Below are 16,305 nucleotides of genomic sequence, written 5' to 3' on the forward strand. Positions count from 1 at the left end.
AGCGAGACACGATGCAAGAACTGACAATGCTGGTGGGTGGCAAGGGCATTGCAGCCGCTGATGGCGCCACTTTTGATCGAATCAATCCGGTTAGTGGGGAGATTGCTTCCCGCGCACCGGCGGCAACCGTTGCCGATGCTGACGCGGCGGTCGCGGCTGCCGCGGCAGCGTTTCCCGTCTGGTCTGCGCTGCCGCCCGGAGAGCGCCGCAAACGCCTCCTTCGGGCCGCGGATCTGATGGACGAGCGGATTGGCGAGTTCATCTCGAGCGGCGCGGCCGAGACTGGTGCGATGGCTAACTGGTACGGCTTCAATGTGACACTGTCCGCCAACATGCTTCGTGAAGCCGCCGCGATGACGACGCAGATTGACGGGAGCATCATTCCCTCTGACGTGCCCGGCAGCCTGGCCATGGCGATTCGCCAACCCTGCGGCGTGGTACTTGGCATCGCGCCGTGGAACGCACCGGTGATTCTCGCGACCCGGGCGTTGGCCATGCCGTTGGCCTGTGGAAACACGGTTGTTTTGAAGGCTTCGGAGATTTGCCCGGCTGTCCACCGCCTTATCGGTAGCGTATTACACGACGCAGGGCTGGGCGACGGTGTGGTCAATGTCTTGACCCATGCGCCGGAAGATGCTCCGGCCATTGTGGAGCGCCTGATTGCAAACCGTGCGGTGCGGCGGGTGAATTTCACGGGCTCAACGCATGTGGGACGCATTATCGCCGAACTGGCTGCCCGTCATCTGAAGCCGGCGCTGCTGGAACTCGGGGGAAAGGCGCCTCTGATCGTTCTCCACGACGCCGACCTCGATGAGGCGGTGAGCGCGATTGCTTTCGGAGCGTTCTTCAATCAAGGTCAGATCTGCATGTCGACAGAGAGGGTCATTGTCGATCGCCGGATTGCAGACGCACTGGTGCAAAAGCTTACGGAAAAAGCCCGGACGCTCAAGGCTGGAGATCCTGCGCGAGCCGATTCAGTCCTTGGTTCGATGGTCAGTGCGCAGTCGGTCGTGCGTATTCAGGCATTGGTGCGCGACGCCAATGAGCAGGGTGCACGCTTGCCAGTCGGATGTGACGCGAGCGGCGCGATTTTGCAGCCGACCATCGTGGACGGCATTACGCCCCAGATGAAGCTTTACGCAGAGGAGTCGTTCGGGCCTGTCGTCACTATTCAGCGCATCGATGACGAGGACGAGGCCATTCGCGTCGCGAACGACAGCGACTACGGCCTGTCGGCGGCGATCTTCAGTCGCGACGTTTCCCGAGCGCTGAAACTGGCAAAGCGGGTCGAGTCAGGCATCTGCCATATCAACGGACCGACAGTGCATGACGAGGCGCAGATGCCGTTTGGAGGCGTCAAGGACAGCGGATATGGCCGGTTCGGTAGCAAAGCGTCAATTGCTGAATTTACCGATCTGCGCTGGATCACACTGCAGACCGAGCCACGACATTACCCCATCTAGGATGTCGCAGGCGTCGCAGACACCGCGACGGTCGTTACACCAAAACAGCATTTCACGACTTTCGGAATGACCCTGGACGTCGCAAAGGAACCTTATATGGGCATCGCTACAACGCATCCAGAACGACAGGCGGAGGGTGACGGATATCGCCACGTGTCGATAGGCTCGGCGCCGCCCCGGGTAAGCCATGATGGCGAAACATGGCGGCTGCAGTCAAGCGAAGTCCTTGGCGCTTATCCGGAGCGCCTTACCGATTGCCTCGAACGCGGGGCGCAGAAACATCCTGATCGATGGCTGGCTGCACAGCGAGGCGTCAGTGGCCGCTGGGTCGGCGTCACATACAAGGAGATGTTCGAACGTGCACGCGCAATCGGCCAGGCGCTGGTTGACCGGAAACTGTCGGCCGAACGGCCCGTCGTCGTTCTTTCGGGCAATGACCTGAATCATCTGCAGATTGCGCTCGGCGCAATGTGGGCCGGTGTTCCGTATGCACCCGTCTCACCGGCATACTCGCTGGTATCAAAAGACTTTGGCAAGCTGCGTCACATATTCCAGGTGTTAACGCCGGGGTTGGTGTTCGCTGCGGACGCAGATGCGTTTGCCACGGCGATCGAAAACGTCGTGCCGGACGACGTGGAGGTCGTCACCGTTAGCGGCGCTATCCAGCGGCGCAAAACGACCCCGCTGGGTGCCCTCGTGAACGCAGAGCCGGGTACCGTGGACGCGGTGCACGAGTGTGTTGACGCAGATACGATCGCCAAGATTCTCTTTACATCCGGATCGACGAAACTGCCGAAAGCGGTTCCAACAACCCATCGGATGCTGTGCAGCAATCAGCAGATGCTGTTGCAGACGTTTCCCGAATTTGCGACGGAGCCCCCGGTACTGGTTGACTGGCTGCCGTGGAATCACACTTTCGGCGGCAGTCATAACGTCGGAATTGCGCTCTACAACGGCGGCACGCTGTATATCGATGACGGCAAGCCCGTCCCAGGACAATTCAACGAGACTCTTCGCAACCTGCGTGAGATTGCACCGACTATCTATTTCAATGTGCCGAAGGGGTGGGAGGAACTGACCGTCGCTCTGGAGCAGGACGCGAAGTTACGCGAAAGCTTCTTTTCTCGGGTCAAGGTTTACTTTTTTGCCGGAGCGGGCCTATCGCAGGCGGCATGGGATCGGCTCGAACGCGTAACCGAACAATATTGCGGCGAGCGTATCCGGATTATGGCTGGTCTCGGTATGACCGAAACGTCGCCGTGCTGCCTCTTCACCACGGGTCCGTTGATGCGGGCGGGATATGTAGGACTGCCGGCGCCGGGTTGCGATACGAAGCTCGTGCCGGTCGACGGCAAGCTCGAGGCACGTTTTCGTGGGCCACATGTGATGCAGGGGTACTGGCGCATGGGCGCTTCCGAAGCCGTGGGTGTGTTTGACGACGAAGGTTACTATTGCAGTGGCGATGCGCTCAGGTTTGTCGATGAAGCGCACCCTGAAGCGGGATTGATGTTCGACGGCCGTATCGCCGAGGACTTCAAGCTCAGTACGGGTACTTTCGTTAGTGTGGGGCCCATGCGGGCGCGGGTTATCGCCGCCGGCGCACCTTATGTGCAGGATGTCGTGGTAACGGGTGCGGACCGGAATGCAGTTGGCGTGATGATCTTTCCACGTATTGCAGAGTGCCGGCAGCTTGCCTTGCTCCCACTATCGGCTTCGCCGCGCGAGATACTGGGTTCCACCGCGGTCCTCGATTACTTTGCGGGACTGCTCAAGCGACTTAACGGCGAATCAACCGGCAGCGCCACCTTTATTGAGGTTGTGCGGCTGCTTGATACGCCGCCGTCACTGGAACTGGGTGAAGCTACCGACAAGGGTTCCTTGAACCTGAATGTCGTGCTGCTCCGGCGAGCCGAAGTTGTCACGTCGATGTATAGCGGTTTGCAACAGGACACCCTTGTCATCCGGTCGTCCAACCACGGGTAAGGCGTTGTCAAGTTACCGAAATCGGGCAACTCGGTAGCATAAATGCTCACCCCTCAGTAACTGGTATACGGATTTTGGGCGAGGCCGGCGAATTCGCGCCATGCAACAAACCTCGCCGCAAGCTGTTTGCGGTAGATTGAGGCGCGCAGCAAATGCCGCTTGGGCGCGAAGTGTTCTCTGATCACAACCGCTCGAGTATCATGCCAAACCTCTTGCGTAGTCTCGCATCCTGAAATTCGCTCGCCTCGACTTCCTTGTCGAACCATGCTCGTTCGTCTGCCTGTCGGTTGCCGGCCATCTCGCTCGCACACGAAATATGACGAAGGCCAGGTTACCAGGTTCCGCGACAGAGTTGTGGGTATTTGCAAGCGCCACGAGTCGCTTACGCTTAGCAGGCTCAGGTGCTGCGTGAAACTGCAGTTCGCTTCGAGCGCAGGCGCAACTGCTGGGCGCAGGCGCGATCCGAGGCGAGGTGCTGGCGGCGCAGACGATGTTGCTGGCGGATTGGCAGATTCATGCAGCGGTCTGGAGCGTGACTAGTTTCACCGAATTGCAGCGCGACGGAATGGCTGCGGAGCGCAATGTCCGCCTTGGCAATGCTACCGAGATGGCCTATGTGGCTCATGCGTTCGAGGAAACGCTTGGTCCTGTGGTCGCAGCGACCGATTACGTGCGCGCTGTGCCCGAATTGATTCGCGCTTATGTGCCACGACGCTACGTCACGATCGGCACGGACGGCTTCGGGCGAAGCGATACTCGCCAGGCTCTGCGTGAATTTTTCGAGGTCGACCGTACGTCAATTGTGATTGCGGCGCTGCGTGCGCTTGTTGACGACGGTACGATCGATCAGACGGTGCTACGCCTCGCTCGTGAAAAATGCGCTGGTCGACCGGGAAGCGAAAAACTAGCACCTTGGGAAAGGTAGAGCACCCGTGCGGAAAGGCTAGACCGAGACAGCAGTTCCGTAGGCACCGGCTTGGCCGTGCTAGGCGAATGATCGTTCAGATTTAACTAGTCCGATCCCGGGGTGGTCGCACCGGCTTCGAACGTCCCGCTGCTCAGAGAGTTGCCACGGGAGCGGCAATTCGATAACTCGACGACCGTACAGAGCGGCGCGAAAGATACGGCGTCGCCTCGATCGGTCGGATCGTTCTGAGCAACGTCAAGACATGCTTTTTCTTGATTGCAGATAGGCACGACCCGACTGTCGACGCTCGGAAATGGCGGAGGCGATCGCCGGCCTCATTCAGTGAATGTGAACGACTAGAACTTGTGCCGGATCCCGAGGCGCACCGAAGTTTGCTGATTGCTCGTCGAAGGCGTCAGCGCGTTGATCGCCGCGACGGCTTCCTTGCCGGTTGAGTCAGTCCCAGACGCGTGCTGAAGGACGCCGATCACATACACGTCGGTGCGCTTGGACAGGAAGTAATCGACGCCGGCCGAGCCCTGATGATATGTAGCGCCGCTGTTGCCGTTTACCCCGCTGCCCTTCATATAGTCGTAAGCGACTCCCAGCAAAAGCGCGGGCGTTACCTGATATTTGAAATTGACTTCCGCGTTATTGAAATTTGCGCTGCCGCGATAGGTGTTGGTGGGCCCCGCGCCACCCACTGGGTTCCCGCCCAACCCCTTGAACTGAATGAACGAATAGGTAGCACCGACAGTTGCGGCACCAAACGAGTAAGCGCCGCCCATCGCAGCGATTCGTTCGGCGTTGGCAGACGCATAGCCACTATAAACCGGAGACGCAGTCAGATTGTTATTGATCGCGGAAGAATTGGGGTTTGTGCCGAAGTAGGACTGGTTAGGATCGCGCGCATACAGGTAGCCCGCGCCGAGTGAGAGTGGGCCATTTGTGTAGCCGAGACCGAACGAATACAACTGATTGCGACTGAAGTCGCCAGCTATGCCTCCGAAGCTGTAAACCCCGCCAAATGTAATGCCCGCGTAATTCGCGCTGGTGTATTTCATCGTGTTATTGACGCGATTGGAGTTGTTCATATTGTCGAGATCGCCAGGATGAGCGGCGATATAGCCGCCCCACTGGCTTCCTGCTTCAAACGCACCCACATAGTCGGTCACTGAGTCATACTGACGGCCGAGAGTCAGCGTGCCGTAGTTGCTCGACAGACCGACGTAAGCTTGGCGTCCGAACTCTGCACCACCCTGTTTCAAGCCCCCTGTATTGACGTCGAAGCCGTTTTCGAGTGTGAAGATCGCCTTCAAACCGCCACCGAGGTCCTCTGTGCCACGCAGACCCCAGCGACTACCCTGAAGAACGCCGCTCGACAGATTGAACAGAGGCTTGCCGCCGGCATTGGTGGTGTAATTCACACCGTCGTCGATGACTCCGTAAAGGGTCACAGCGCTCTGTGCATGAACAGCGCCTGCAAATACACACGAGGCGGCCAGCGCCGATAGTTTTTTCTTCATTAGAAAAGTCTCCAGAAATTTTAGGTAGCTGCTATGGCGGTGCGACAGACGAACGTGTCCCCCGCGCCAGTTGGCGCGAAAGTCACGTGAATGAAACAAAAAACGAAGTACGAGGGCCGGGGCTAGCGCTAGGCGCGACGAGCGCCATCCTGCGCGCGCGAAGAAGGCGCGCAAGCGGCGATAGCCTGGATTGAAGTCGCGCGGGCGGAGGCCAACTGGTCCTGTTGGTCGCGCGTTTCTGGCGACATTGGGCGGCTACATGGCAGAGCAGGCAGCCCTTGAGGCGCTTTCATTCCAGCCGGGCCGGGGTATTCCATTCTCTACAACTTGACTGCGTACTTCTTCAATTTGTCCCAGTCGACATCGACGCCCATCCCCGGACCGTCCGGTACCTTTAACTTTCCGTTGTCGATAGTTAGCTCGCTCGTGATGAGGCTATCGCACACATCGAGATAGAAGGTCAGTTCGCTGGGGAGGCTAATCTGCCCATACGCGGCGGCGAGTTGAAGGCAGGCCGCAGTTCCTAGCGTCGTCTCCGACTGGGTGTTGATTTGCAGTTTCAGATTGCCGGCTTCGGCAAGATGGACGATCTTGCGCGACAGCCAGAAGCCGGTACGCGGCATCTTGATGCTGATCCGTTTGAGCGCTCCCAACTGGATCTGTCGACAGACATCGGCGACGGTGAAGACGCTCTCGTCGCCGAGCATTGGCACCGCGACTTTCTGCGCGAGTTCGCGGCGGCCGAGGTCGTCAGATGCGAGCATCGGTTCTTCCACGCAATCGAGTACGTCTTCGAGCGCCTTCAGCACGCGATAAGCGGTCTCCTTGTCATAGCGCATGTTGGCGTCAATGTAGAGCCGTACGTCGTCGGGCACACGCTCGCGCATCTGTTTGAGCAAGCGGATGTCGTTGTCCGGATCGAGTCCGGCCTTGATCTTGAACGTGCGGAACCCTGCAGTGACCTTCTGGTCGAGTTCGGCCAGCATCTGGTCATTGGACATGAGGCCTACCATCCAGACGAGATCCACTTCCGTGCGCGCTGGGCCGCCGAGCAGTCGATGAACCGGCATCTTCAATAGCTTGCCGTTGAGATCGTGCAACGCGATGTCGATGGCGCTCTTCGCCGCCGGATTGCAGGCAAGCGCGCCCATCCTGGACCAGATATTTTCAAGCGCGAACGAGTCCTCTCCAACCAGCAATGGCGCCAAATATTGGGTTATCGCGTAGTAGATGGAATGCTGCGTCTCGCCGTAGATCATTGGCCGCGGAATCGCTTCCGCGACACCATAGCTGCCATCATCGCCGATGATCTTGACGAGCAACCAGTCGACGGTAGTCATGTAGCCGGCTGCCCATTTGGTCGGCTTGTTGAGTGGGATTACGAAAGGAGTTACTTCGACGCTGCGGATGATCATGTCTTCGCTCCTGGTAAATCAACGAACGATATCTTCGAGCTTACGGCGCGCAGTCTCGGGACCGCAATACACCACCGGGATCATCAGGAAACCGATTGCTGTCGAAAGTAACAAGGCTGTGGTGACCGACGAATGTTGGGCGATGGCGCCGAGCGCCGTCGGCACTGCGAGGGCCGTCACTTTGCCCACGCCGACCGAAAATCCGAGGCCGATCGTGCGCAGGTGCGACGGGAAGATCTCGCTGGTGTAGGTGATATAGACCGCGGCAACGCCGAGGCTGATGCCGATCAAAATGCCCGGTACATAGAGCGAAGTAAGCGAGGCGCCGCCGAGGCGATGCAGGTAATTCAGGTACAGGATCGCGATCATCCCGAGGATCGTATAAAGAGTGAGGATGATCTTGCGACCGAAGCGATCGGCTAGAGGGCCGGCGGCTAGATAGCCGAAAGTGCCGACACCCCACGCGAGCATGACGAACTGCGCGGTCTGCATTTTATCGATGTGAAAGTCGAGCATGATCGCGCTGGGCACCCACACGACGAGGCCGTAGGAGAAGATTGCGCCGAAAATGTGCAGCGCGGTCGCGATCAGAGTGAAACGGCGGTATTCCGGCGCGAACAGCTCGCGAAACCGAGATTTCTTCGCGCTTCGATCGGCATGTGCGCTGTCGAGCCGCGCCGCGCGATTGGCCAGCCACGCTGGGCTTTCCTTCAGCCATTTCAGCACGGGAATGCACATCAGCGCGGGAATGACGAGCACGACGTAACACGCGCGCCAGCCGAGCCCTAAAGACGTAAATAACGCGAAGATGCCGCCAGCAAGAAAGAAGCCGACCGGGTAGCCTGCCTGCATGATGCCCATCGCGAGGCCACGTTTCTTCGCCGGTACCATTTCGGAAAGATAGGCCGCGCCGATGGGCCATTCGGCACCGGTGCCGAGGCCCGTACAGAAGCGCCCGACCGCAACGACGGCCGCATGATGTGCCACTCCGACGATGCCTGTGAAAAGCGAAAAGATGCCGATGCATGCGGCCATGCCGGCGCGCCGGCCCTTTTTTTCCGCGAACGCCGGAAGAATGAACGCGCCGAGCACACTGCCGGCGATAAAGACCGACGCTATCAGCCCCATCTGCGTGAACGATAGCCCGAACTCGTCGCGAATCTGCGGCAGCGTAAGCGAATAGATTGTGCTATCCGCCGCGTCGATTACCCACGCTAGGAACACGAAGATCAGGACGCGCCGAGCCATCGGGCTCATCCGTTCGTCTGCCGTCCCGATTAGCGTGGCCTGTGCGCGTGGACCTTCCGGACCGCCCTTGATGGCAGCCTTGTCGAGCTCTGACATGTCTCCTCCGTTTATCTGGCGCGCCGGGAACGGATAAGCCGTTATGGCGGGCCTCGTGTCACGGTGTATTCCGTGATCACAGGCGACAAGCGTCGTTCAGTTCAGAGAGCCTGTCCAATACGAAGTTCGCCATGCCTGATACGATTAAAATATCACCGATGGTAATTTCTATTCCGCCTCAGGAACGTCGAAAACTTGCGCCATTTCGCTGAAACGTCGCGCCGTGGCGGTTTCGTACTTCGGGTTGTATGCGATCGCAAGGCCGATCGATACATGTGAAGGCATCTTCTTCAGACGTCGGAAAGCGACTTTCCTCGACGCATTGCGCGACGCTGCGGAGGGCACCAAGGCAACGCCCATACCGCTTTCGACCAAGAATAAGACGGTTGATACTTGCACCGCCTCCTGCGCCACGTGCGGCATGAAACCTGCATCCTGGAACAGCAGCATGGTGAGAGCATGAAGGCCGGGGACATCGCTCGCGGTGTATTGGATAAACGGTTCACCGGCGATATCCGGCAGTGCCAGTCGAGGCTTCTTGGCGAGCGGATGTGCGGCGGGCAGGGCAATGACGAACTCGTCGTGTTCGACCACCCGATATTCAATTTTTCGGCCCGTTGTCAGCGGCACGCGGACGATGCCGATATCAATCCGGTGCGACTCCAGCGCTTCGAGGATCCACGAATTGCTTTCTTCAAAGAATTTCAGGGCGACTTCAGGGTATTGCTTGCGAAAAGGTGGCAAAAGCTGTGGAAGCAGCGAATATTTCGCCGATCCAACGAAGCCAATGCGCAACTGTCCGCTCAAGCCTTGCGCGGTGAGTCGGGCGATACGCCCGACTTCCGTAGCGTGAAACAGAGCCTGCCTGGCTTCGTCCAGAATTGCCTCACCGGCCAGTGTGAGTTGCACGTCATGCGTCGTGCGGGTGAACAGCTTGACTCCGATTTCGTCCTCCAGTTTGCGGATCGAGACCGATAACGGGGGCTGCGTCATGAAGAGTCTTTCGGCGGTCGCGCGAAAGTTCAAGGTCTCGGCGAGGACTATGAATTGTTGAAGTTGGCGCAGCTCCATGGTGATATCCAAATCGTATCAAGTGGTGGTAATTTAATACTACACAGCTTGTCACCGACATGCCAGAGTTGGGTCTCTAAAAGCAATCGCGTCAAACTGCACAAGGGTTTATACCCGGTTCGCACGATTGCACAAGCAAGGAGACGTCGCATGGCAACGGCATTGCAGCAGCAAACAAGAGACACATTCGACAAGGCTTTTCGACCGACATCAGTCGCGATTGTCGGCGCATCCGACGATCCACAGCGCATCTCTGGGCGTTCGCTGCACTACCTGAAGCATGCTGGCTACGAAGGCTCGATCTACCCGATTAATCCGCGACGTGCGTACGTTCAGGGGCTGAAGGCGTACCCTTCAATCGCCGATGTACCGGTCACGCCGGATATCGCGCTGATCTGTCTGCCCGTGAATATGGTCAAGCAGGCGCTGACGGACTGCGTCGAGCGCGGTGTTGGGGCGGCAATCGTCTACGCGTCGGGCTTTGCTGAGACCGGTGATGACGGTCGCGCGCTGCAGGACGAACTCGGAGCGATTGCGCGGGCCGGCGGTCTTCGCCTGTTTGGCCCGAACTGCCTCGGGCTGCTTCATGCCAGGAGCCGTTTTATCGGGACGTTTAGCAGCGCTTTCGACGACGCGTTTCCCACGCCTGGCCCGGTTGCCATCGTCAGCCAGAGCGGCGCGTACGGTGGACATCTCGCTTACTTGTGCCGCGCACGCAATATCGGCGTTGGTTACTGGATTTCTACCGGCAACGAGGCTGACACAGACGTATCGGATTGCATTAAGTGGCTCGCGCAGCAGGACGATGTGCGAGTCATCATGGCGTACGCGGAAGGCGTGCGCGACGGCGAGAGATTCATCGATGCTCTGCGCACCGCCCATGAGAATCGCAAGGCAGTGGTATTCATGAAGGTCGGTGAATCAGAGTCGGGCGCGGTCGCAGCACAATCGCACACGGCGAGCCTCGCTGGAGCCGACGCGGTGTTCGACGGCGTGTTCCGTCAGTATGGCGTGCACCGCGCGCGTACAACCGAGGAGCAGGTCGACATCGCGTATGCATGCAGCCGCGGTATCTATCCGGCCAGCCGCCGACTAGGGATCATCACGGTGTCCGGCGGATTCGGCATTCAGTTGTGCGATGCCGCTGAGCGCCACGCACTCGACGTGGCGCCGCTGCCCGATGCGGCGCGCAGCAAGCTGAAAGAACTTAATCCGCTTGGCAGCGACAACAATCCGTGTGACACGACCGCTGGTTGGCTCAACGACATGAGCCTCATCACCAAGACGTTCGACATTATGTATTCGGACGGTGGCTACGACAGCATGGTCGGTGCGTTCACGATGTTGCCGGCATCGCCCACTTATGGCGAACGGATCAAGGATGCGATTCGTGCGGGCACGCAGGCCTACATGGATCGGCCAACCGTGTTGTGCATGGAAGCCGGCGCAGAGACGGTTCGTTCATACGAGGACGCCGGTTTCCTGATCTACACGGATTCCGACCGCGCCACGCGTTCGCTGTCTACGCTCGCGACGTTGCGAGAAGGTTTTGAACGCAAGTCGGTTCAGCCGCCGGCAGATCCGACGTTGCGCCGTGATCTCGGCAGCGGGCCGTTGTCGGAGGCGTCGGCGCAGACGCTCCTCGCGGACGCGGGCATCCCGTTCCTGCCGTCCCGTGTCGTAAAAAGCGCGACAGCGGCCGTCGATGCTGCGTCGAACCTCGGCTACCCGGTTGTCATGAAAATCGTGTCGCCGGACATTCTGCACAAGACCGAGATCGGCGGCGTGATGCTCAATATCGCCGACGATCAGGGCGCTGCCGATGCGTACCAGACCCTTATCACCCGTGCAGCCGACAAGGCGCCGGATGCGTACATTGAAGGCGTACTCGTCACGCCAATGGCGAACAAGGGAATCGAAACGATCATTGGCGTGACGCGCGATCCGGTCTTCGGACCGGTCGTGATGTTCGGGCTCGGCGGCATTTTTGCGGAGCTGTTCCGCGATGTGTCGTTTCGTGCCGCGCCGTTTGATCGGGACGAAGCGCTGCGGATGATCGGCGAAACGCAAGGCTATCCGTTGCTTAAAGGTTTCCGCGGGGCACCTGCCGCCGATATCGGCGCGCTAGCCGATCTGTTGCAGCGCCTGTCCGCGTTCGCCGCGGCGAACGCAGCGCAACTCGAGACCATCGACCTGAATCCTGTCATCGCGCTGCCACAGGGGCAGGGTGTGCTGGCGCTCGACGCCGTCCTGGTGACGCGGGGGCAGTAATGGCCATCGACTATCAGCGTCTGCTTGAACGCCGCTTCGAGCCCATCGAGCACGCTTACAGCCGGCGCGACTCGATTCTGTACGCACTCGGAATCGGTCTCGGCGCGGATCCGCTCGATCCGAGGCAACTCGCCTACGTCTATGAGGAGGGTCTGCGAGCGCTGCCCACGCTGCCCGTGATCCTCGCGTATCCGGGCTTCTGGGCCAAGGAGCCGGACACCGGCATCGACTGGCGGCGTCTTGTGCATGCCGAGCAATCGTTCGAACTGCATGCGCCACTCGCGCCGGAGGGGCGCGTGATCGGCCACAACCGGATTACGTCGATCTTCGACAAAGGGGCCGAAAAGGGTGCCTTACTGACCCAGCAAAGAGAGATCGTCGACACGGCGAGCGGCGCTCTGCTTGCAACGGTTTCGCAAGTGAGCCTGTTGCGCGGCGACGGTGGCTTCGGCGGTCCCAGGAATGGCGCACCGCCTGCGCCTCACGTCGTTCCCGAGCGTCAGCCGGATGCGTCATGCGATCTGCCGACGCTGCCGCAAGCCGCATTGATTTACCGCTTGAGCGGCGACACGAATCCGCTGCACGTCGATCCCACCGTCGCGCAAGGGGCGGGCTTTACGCGCCCGATCCTGCACGGCCTGTGCACGATGGGTGTCGCATGCCACGCGGCAATGCGCGCGTTATTCGATTACAACGCGTCGTGCATTCGCTCGATGCGCGTGCGTTTCACCGCACCTGTGCTGCCCGGCGACACATTGCGTACGGAGCTGTGGCAAGACGGCGACATCGTGTCGTTCCGGACCATCGCGCTCGAACGCCGGGTGACGGTGCTGAGCGCCGGACGCATCGATACGCAGCTTCATTAAACATTAACGGAGACAACCTATGGATCTCGGATTGAACGGCAAAGTGGCCATCGTCACCGGCTCGGCACGTGGGCTGGGTGCGGCAACGGCCCGGCGGCTCGCAGAAGAAGGCGCGAAGGTTATCGTCGCCGACATCGATCGCGACGGCACAGCCGCGAGCACCGAATCGCTCAGGGCCGACGGCTATCAGGCGATCGGCATCGTCTCGGATATCACGAAGAGTGCCGACGTGGAGCGTTTGGTGGCGGACACGGTGGCGGCTTTTGGCGGCATCCATGTGCTGGTCAACAACGCCGGCTTTCCGCGCGACAAGCTGTTGACGAAGCTCACGGAAGACGATTGGGACAAGGTCGTGGAAGTCATCCTGAAGGGCTCGTTCCTGACGTGCAAGGCCGTGATGCCGTACATGATCGAGCAGCGCTTCGGGCGCATCGTCAACATTTCTTCGCGTGCCTATCTCGGCAATCCTGGTCAGGCCAACTACGCGGCGGCGAAGGCGGGAATTCTCGGTCTGACCCGGGCGCTCGCCATCGAGGAAGGCCGCTACGATATCACCGTCAATGCGATCGCGCCGGGTTTCATCGAGACCGAGGCGGTGATGGCGTTGGGGCACTATGAGCAGATCAAGGAACGCGCGATTGCCGCACAGCCGTTGCGCCGTGTCGGCCGTCCGGAGGATATCGCCGATGCCGTGGTGTTCCTCGCCTCGGCACGCGCGAGCTTCATCACGGGCGAGACCTTGCACGTAACGGGGGGGCGCTACGGCTAGCGTGACAGGTGCCTTGGAGGTCCACTAGCGAAGAGTCGTCAATACAAGAACGGCCAACAGCAATTCAGGAGACACAACACCATGAACTCAGTCGACAAACCTTCCAACCCCGGGCTGTCGAGCGCAGAAAACTATGCGGCGCCCGCTACCGCTACGGCACGTGTTACCCATACCCGCTATCTGATCGTCGCGCTGCTTTTCATCGCCTCGACGCTGAACAACGCGGATCGCGCGATCCTTTCGATTACCGGTACCGCGATTCAGAACGACTTCGGTATTGACGCGATCACGCTCGGCTATCTTTTCGCGTCCTTTGCATGGGCCTATATGCTGGCGCAGATTCCGGGCGGCTGGCTGATCGACCGGTTCGGCTCGAAGAAGGTTTATGCCGTCAGCCTCTTCGTATGGTCGTTTACCACCTTTTTGCAGGGTTTCGTGCCGGCGTTCGGGGTGGCGAGTGCGATCGTCGCGCTGTTCTTTTTGCGGATCTGCGTCGGCATAGCCGAAGGCCCGGCCTATCCAAACAACAGTCGCGTCGTGGCGACATGGTTCCCCGCTGCGGAGCGCGGCACGGCGGCGGCGATTTTCAATTCCTCGCAGTATGCGGCGGCGGTGATCTTCACGCCGTTGATGGCGTGGATTACGCATTCGTTTGGCTGGCCGCATGTCTATATCGTCATGGGGCTACTCGGTATTGTGCTGAGTGGCGGCTGGCTGCTCTGCTATCACCAGCCGGCCGATCATCCGTGGGCGAATCGCGCGGAACTCGACTACATCACCCGCGGTGGTGCGCTCGTCGACATCGAGAACAAGGGGAACCGTACGCGAGCGCAGTCGGTCGACGCGTGGGCCTGCATCAAGGAGTTGCTCAGCAGCCGCATGATGCTCGGCATTTACGCCGGCCAGTACTTCATTACGACGATCGTCTACTTCTTCTTGACCTGGTTTCCGATCTACCTTGTTAAGGCACTGCACATGCCGATTCTGAAGGCCGGCTTGATCGCCTCCACGCCCGCGATCGGAGGATTTCTTGGCGGGATCCTAGGCGGCATCCTGTCCGATGCGCTGCTGCGGCGCGGCTACTCGACGACGGTCGCACGCAAGGTCCCGATCGTGGTCGGCCTGCTGTTGTCGACTAGTATCGTCGCGTGCAACTGGGCGTCCACGCAAACGATGGTGGTGGTGATCATGGGGCTCGCGTTCTTCGGCAAGGGCGTGGGCAGTCTCGGCTGGACGGTGGTGTCCGATACGTCGCCCAAGGAAGCGGCAGGTCTGTCCGGAGCGCTCTTCAACACTTTCGCGAACGTGGCCGGCATCACCACGCCGATCGTGATCGGCTATATCGTCCAGCTGACCGGTTCGTTTGATGGCGCTTTGATCTACGTGGCGGCGAATGCGGCGCTCGCTGTGTTCAGCTTTCTGTTCATCGTCGGCAAGATCGAGCGCGTTCAGTTGACGAGGTCGCTGCGTCATCCTGCATCTGCTGGAGGTGCGCAATGATCCGCGATACACAGACACTTGAGGCCTTGCTCGCCACCGTCACGCGCTTCGTGCATGAGCAACTGGTGCCCGCAGAGGCGCTCGTTGCGGAGGCGGATGCGATCCCCGCTGGATTGATCGAGCAGATGAAATCGATCGGATTGTTCGGGTTGACGATTCCGGAGAAGTACGGCGGCCTTGGCTTGACCGTCGAGGAGGAAGTCCGCCTGGTGTTCGAGCTGTGCAGGACATCGCCCGCGTTTCGCTCGATTGTGGGGACCAACCTCGGCATCGGCTCGCAGGGGATTCTGATCGATGGCACGCCGACACAGAAGGACCGTTATTTGCCCAAGCTTGCGTCTGGCGAAACGATCGCTTCGTTCGCGTTGACCGAGCCGGAAGCGGGCTCGGATGCCGCGTCGCTCAGAACAACTGCCCGCCGCGAAGGCGATGTTTATGTGCTTAACGGCACCAAACGCTATATCACCAACGCGCCCCAGGCCGGCGTATTCACTGTGATGGCGCGCACGGGGACGGCCGATCAACGGGCGGCGGGCGTGAGTGCCTTCATTGTCGATGCTGATACACCAGGCATCACGTTGGGGCGCATCGACCGCAAGATGGGGCTCAAAGGCTCACACACCTGCGACGTGATCTTCGAAAACTGCCGCGTGCCTGCCGAGAACCTGATCGGCGGAGTCGAAGGAAAGGGCTTTGCGACGGCGATGAAAACACTCGACAAGGGGCGCATTCACATCGCCGCGGTCGCGGTCGGCGCTGCGCAAAGAATGCTCGACGACGCACTGCGTTATGCGGCCGAACGCAAGCAGTTCGGGCAGCCGATCGGCGAGTTCCAGCTGGTGCAGGCGATGCTCGCGGATAGCCGTACCGAACTCTATGCGGCCCGTTGCATGGTGATCGACGCGGCGCAGAAGCGCGATCGAGGTGAAGCGCACAGTACTGAGGCGGCCTGCGTGAAGCTGTTTGCCTCGGAGATGTGCGGCCGCGTGGCGAATCGGACGGTGCAGATTTTTGGCGGCGCCGGCTACATGACGGAGTGCGGCGTCGAACGTTTTTATCGCGATGTGCGCTTGTTGCGTATCTACGAAGGGACCAGCCAGATCCAGCAGCTCGTGATCGCGCGCAACATGCTGCGCGAATTCGAACGTGCTAACGGCTGATACGCGCTTAAGTAACGGACCCATCACACG

General features: G+C 59.9%; 12 protein-coding genes and 1 pseudogene. 8 read left to right on the plus strand and 5 right to left on the minus strand.

All coding sequences use genetic code 11. The features are described from left to right. Nucleotides 1-11 precede the first annotated feature (11 nt). Entirely contained in the window at nucleotides 12-1,463 is a 1,452-nt protein-coding gene (locus tag B0G71_RS38795) for an aldehyde dehydrogenase (protein ID WP_116149698.1), read from the plus strand. 96 nt (nucleotides 1,464-1,559) lie between these two features. Further along, nucleotides 1,560-3,446 carry a feruloyl-CoA synthase gene (locus B0G71_RS38800; protein WP_116149700.1) on the plus strand — a complete coding sequence of 629 codons (1,887 nt, stop codon included), beginning with the start codon at nucleotides 1,560-1,562 and terminating at the stop codon, nucleotides 3,444-3,446. A 181-nt stretch (nucleotides 3,447-3,627) separates the two neighbouring features. Here the strand turns inward: B0G71_RS38800 and B0G71_RS38810 are convergent, their stop codons facing one another. Next, nucleotides 3,628-3,744 (minus strand): transposase DNA-binding-containing protein, encoded by a 117-nt coding sequence (locus B0G71_RS38810; RefSeq protein WP_116149701.1) that lies wholly within the window; start codon nucleotides 3,742-3,744, stop codon nucleotides 3,628-3,630. A 123-nt stretch (nucleotides 3,745-3,867) separates the two neighbouring features. On the opposite strand from B0G71_RS38810, the pseudogene B0G71_RS38815 reads away from it, so the two are divergent. After that, nucleotides 3,868-4,371, plus strand: a pseudogene (locus B0G71_RS38815) (transketolase-like TK C-terminal-containing protein); the annotation flags it as partial. A gap of 338 nt (nucleotides 4,372-4,709) precedes the next feature. Here the strand turns inward: B0G71_RS38815 and B0G71_RS38820 are convergent. The 4 genes from B0G71_RS38820 to B0G71_RS38835 all read right to left on the minus strand — a co-directional run bounded on the left by B0G71_RS38820 (nucleotide 4,710) and on the right by B0G71_RS38835 (nucleotide 9,709). Next, nucleotides 4,710-5,879, minus strand: a complete 1,170-nt coding sequence (locus B0G71_RS38820; RefSeq protein WP_116149703.1) for a porin — start codon at nucleotides 5,877-5,879, stop codon at nucleotides 4,710-4,712. A gap of 320 nt (nucleotides 5,880-6,199) precedes the next feature. Beyond that, the gene (locus B0G71_RS38825) at nucleotides 6,200-7,294 is read right to left on the minus strand and encodes a mandelate racemase/muconate lactonizing enzyme family protein (RefSeq protein ID WP_116149705.1); all 1,095 of its coding nucleotides are present in this window, start codon (nucleotides 7,292-7,294) and stop codon (nucleotides 6,200-6,202) included. A gap of 18 nt (nucleotides 7,295-7,312) precedes the next feature. Further along, complete coding sequence (locus tag B0G71_RS38830; protein ID WP_116149706.1) at nucleotides 7,313-8,638, minus strand: MFS transporter; 1,326 nt, start codon at nucleotides 8,636-8,638, stop codon at nucleotides 7,313-7,315. A gap of 168 nt (nucleotides 8,639-8,806) precedes the next feature. Further along, nucleotides 8,807-9,709 carry a LysR family transcriptional regulator gene (locus tag B0G71_RS38835; RefSeq protein WP_116149708.1) on the minus strand — a complete coding sequence of 301 codons (903 nt, stop codon included), beginning with the start codon at nucleotides 9,707-9,709 and terminating at the stop codon, nucleotides 8,807-8,809. A gap of 150 nt (nucleotides 9,710-9,859) precedes the next feature. Between B0G71_RS38835 and B0G71_RS38840 the strand changes: the two genes are divergently transcribed. From B0G71_RS38840 to B0G71_RS38860, 5 genes are all read left to right on the plus strand, one after another. Further along, nucleotides 9,860-11,980, plus strand: coding sequence for an acetate--CoA ligase family protein (locus B0G71_RS38840; protein WP_116149710.1), 2,121 nt, complete (start codon nucleotides 9,860-9,862; stop codon nucleotides 11,978-11,980). Beyond that, the gene (locus B0G71_RS38845; protein ID WP_116149712.1) at nucleotides 11,980-12,846 is read left to right on the plus strand and encodes a MaoC/PaaZ C-terminal domain-containing protein; all 867 of its coding nucleotides are present in this window, start codon (nucleotides 11,980-11,982) and stop codon (nucleotides 12,844-12,846) included. The genes B0G71_RS38840 and B0G71_RS38845 overlap by 1 nt, the downstream gene beginning before the upstream one ends. Before the next feature lie 19 nt (nucleotides 12,847-12,865). Continuing rightward, nucleotides 12,866-13,615 carry an SDR family NAD(P)-dependent oxidoreductase gene (locus tag B0G71_RS38850; protein ID WP_116149714.1) on the plus strand — a complete coding sequence of 250 codons (750 nt, stop codon included), beginning with the start codon at nucleotides 12,866-12,868 and terminating at the stop codon, nucleotides 13,613-13,615. An 81-nt stretch (nucleotides 13,616-13,696) separates the two neighbouring features. Next, nucleotides 13,697-15,115 carry an MFS transporter gene (locus B0G71_RS38855; RefSeq protein WP_116149716.1) on the plus strand — a complete coding sequence of 473 codons (1,419 nt, stop codon included), beginning with the start codon at nucleotides 13,697-13,699 and terminating at the stop codon, nucleotides 15,113-15,115. Continuing rightward, nucleotides 15,112-16,275, plus strand: a complete 1,164-nt coding sequence (locus B0G71_RS38860) for an acyl-CoA dehydrogenase family protein (RefSeq protein WP_116149717.1) — start codon at nucleotides 15,112-15,114, stop codon at nucleotides 16,273-16,275. Before B0G71_RS38855 ends, B0G71_RS38860 begins: the two co-directional genes overlap by 4 nt. Nucleotides 16,276-16,305: the final 30 nt, after the last annotated feature.

The sequence above is a fragment of the Paraburkholderia sp. BL27I4N3 genome (assembly GCF_003386115.1).
Lineage (GTDB): Bacteria > Pseudomonadota > Gammaproteobacteria > Burkholderiales > Burkholderiaceae > Paraburkholderia.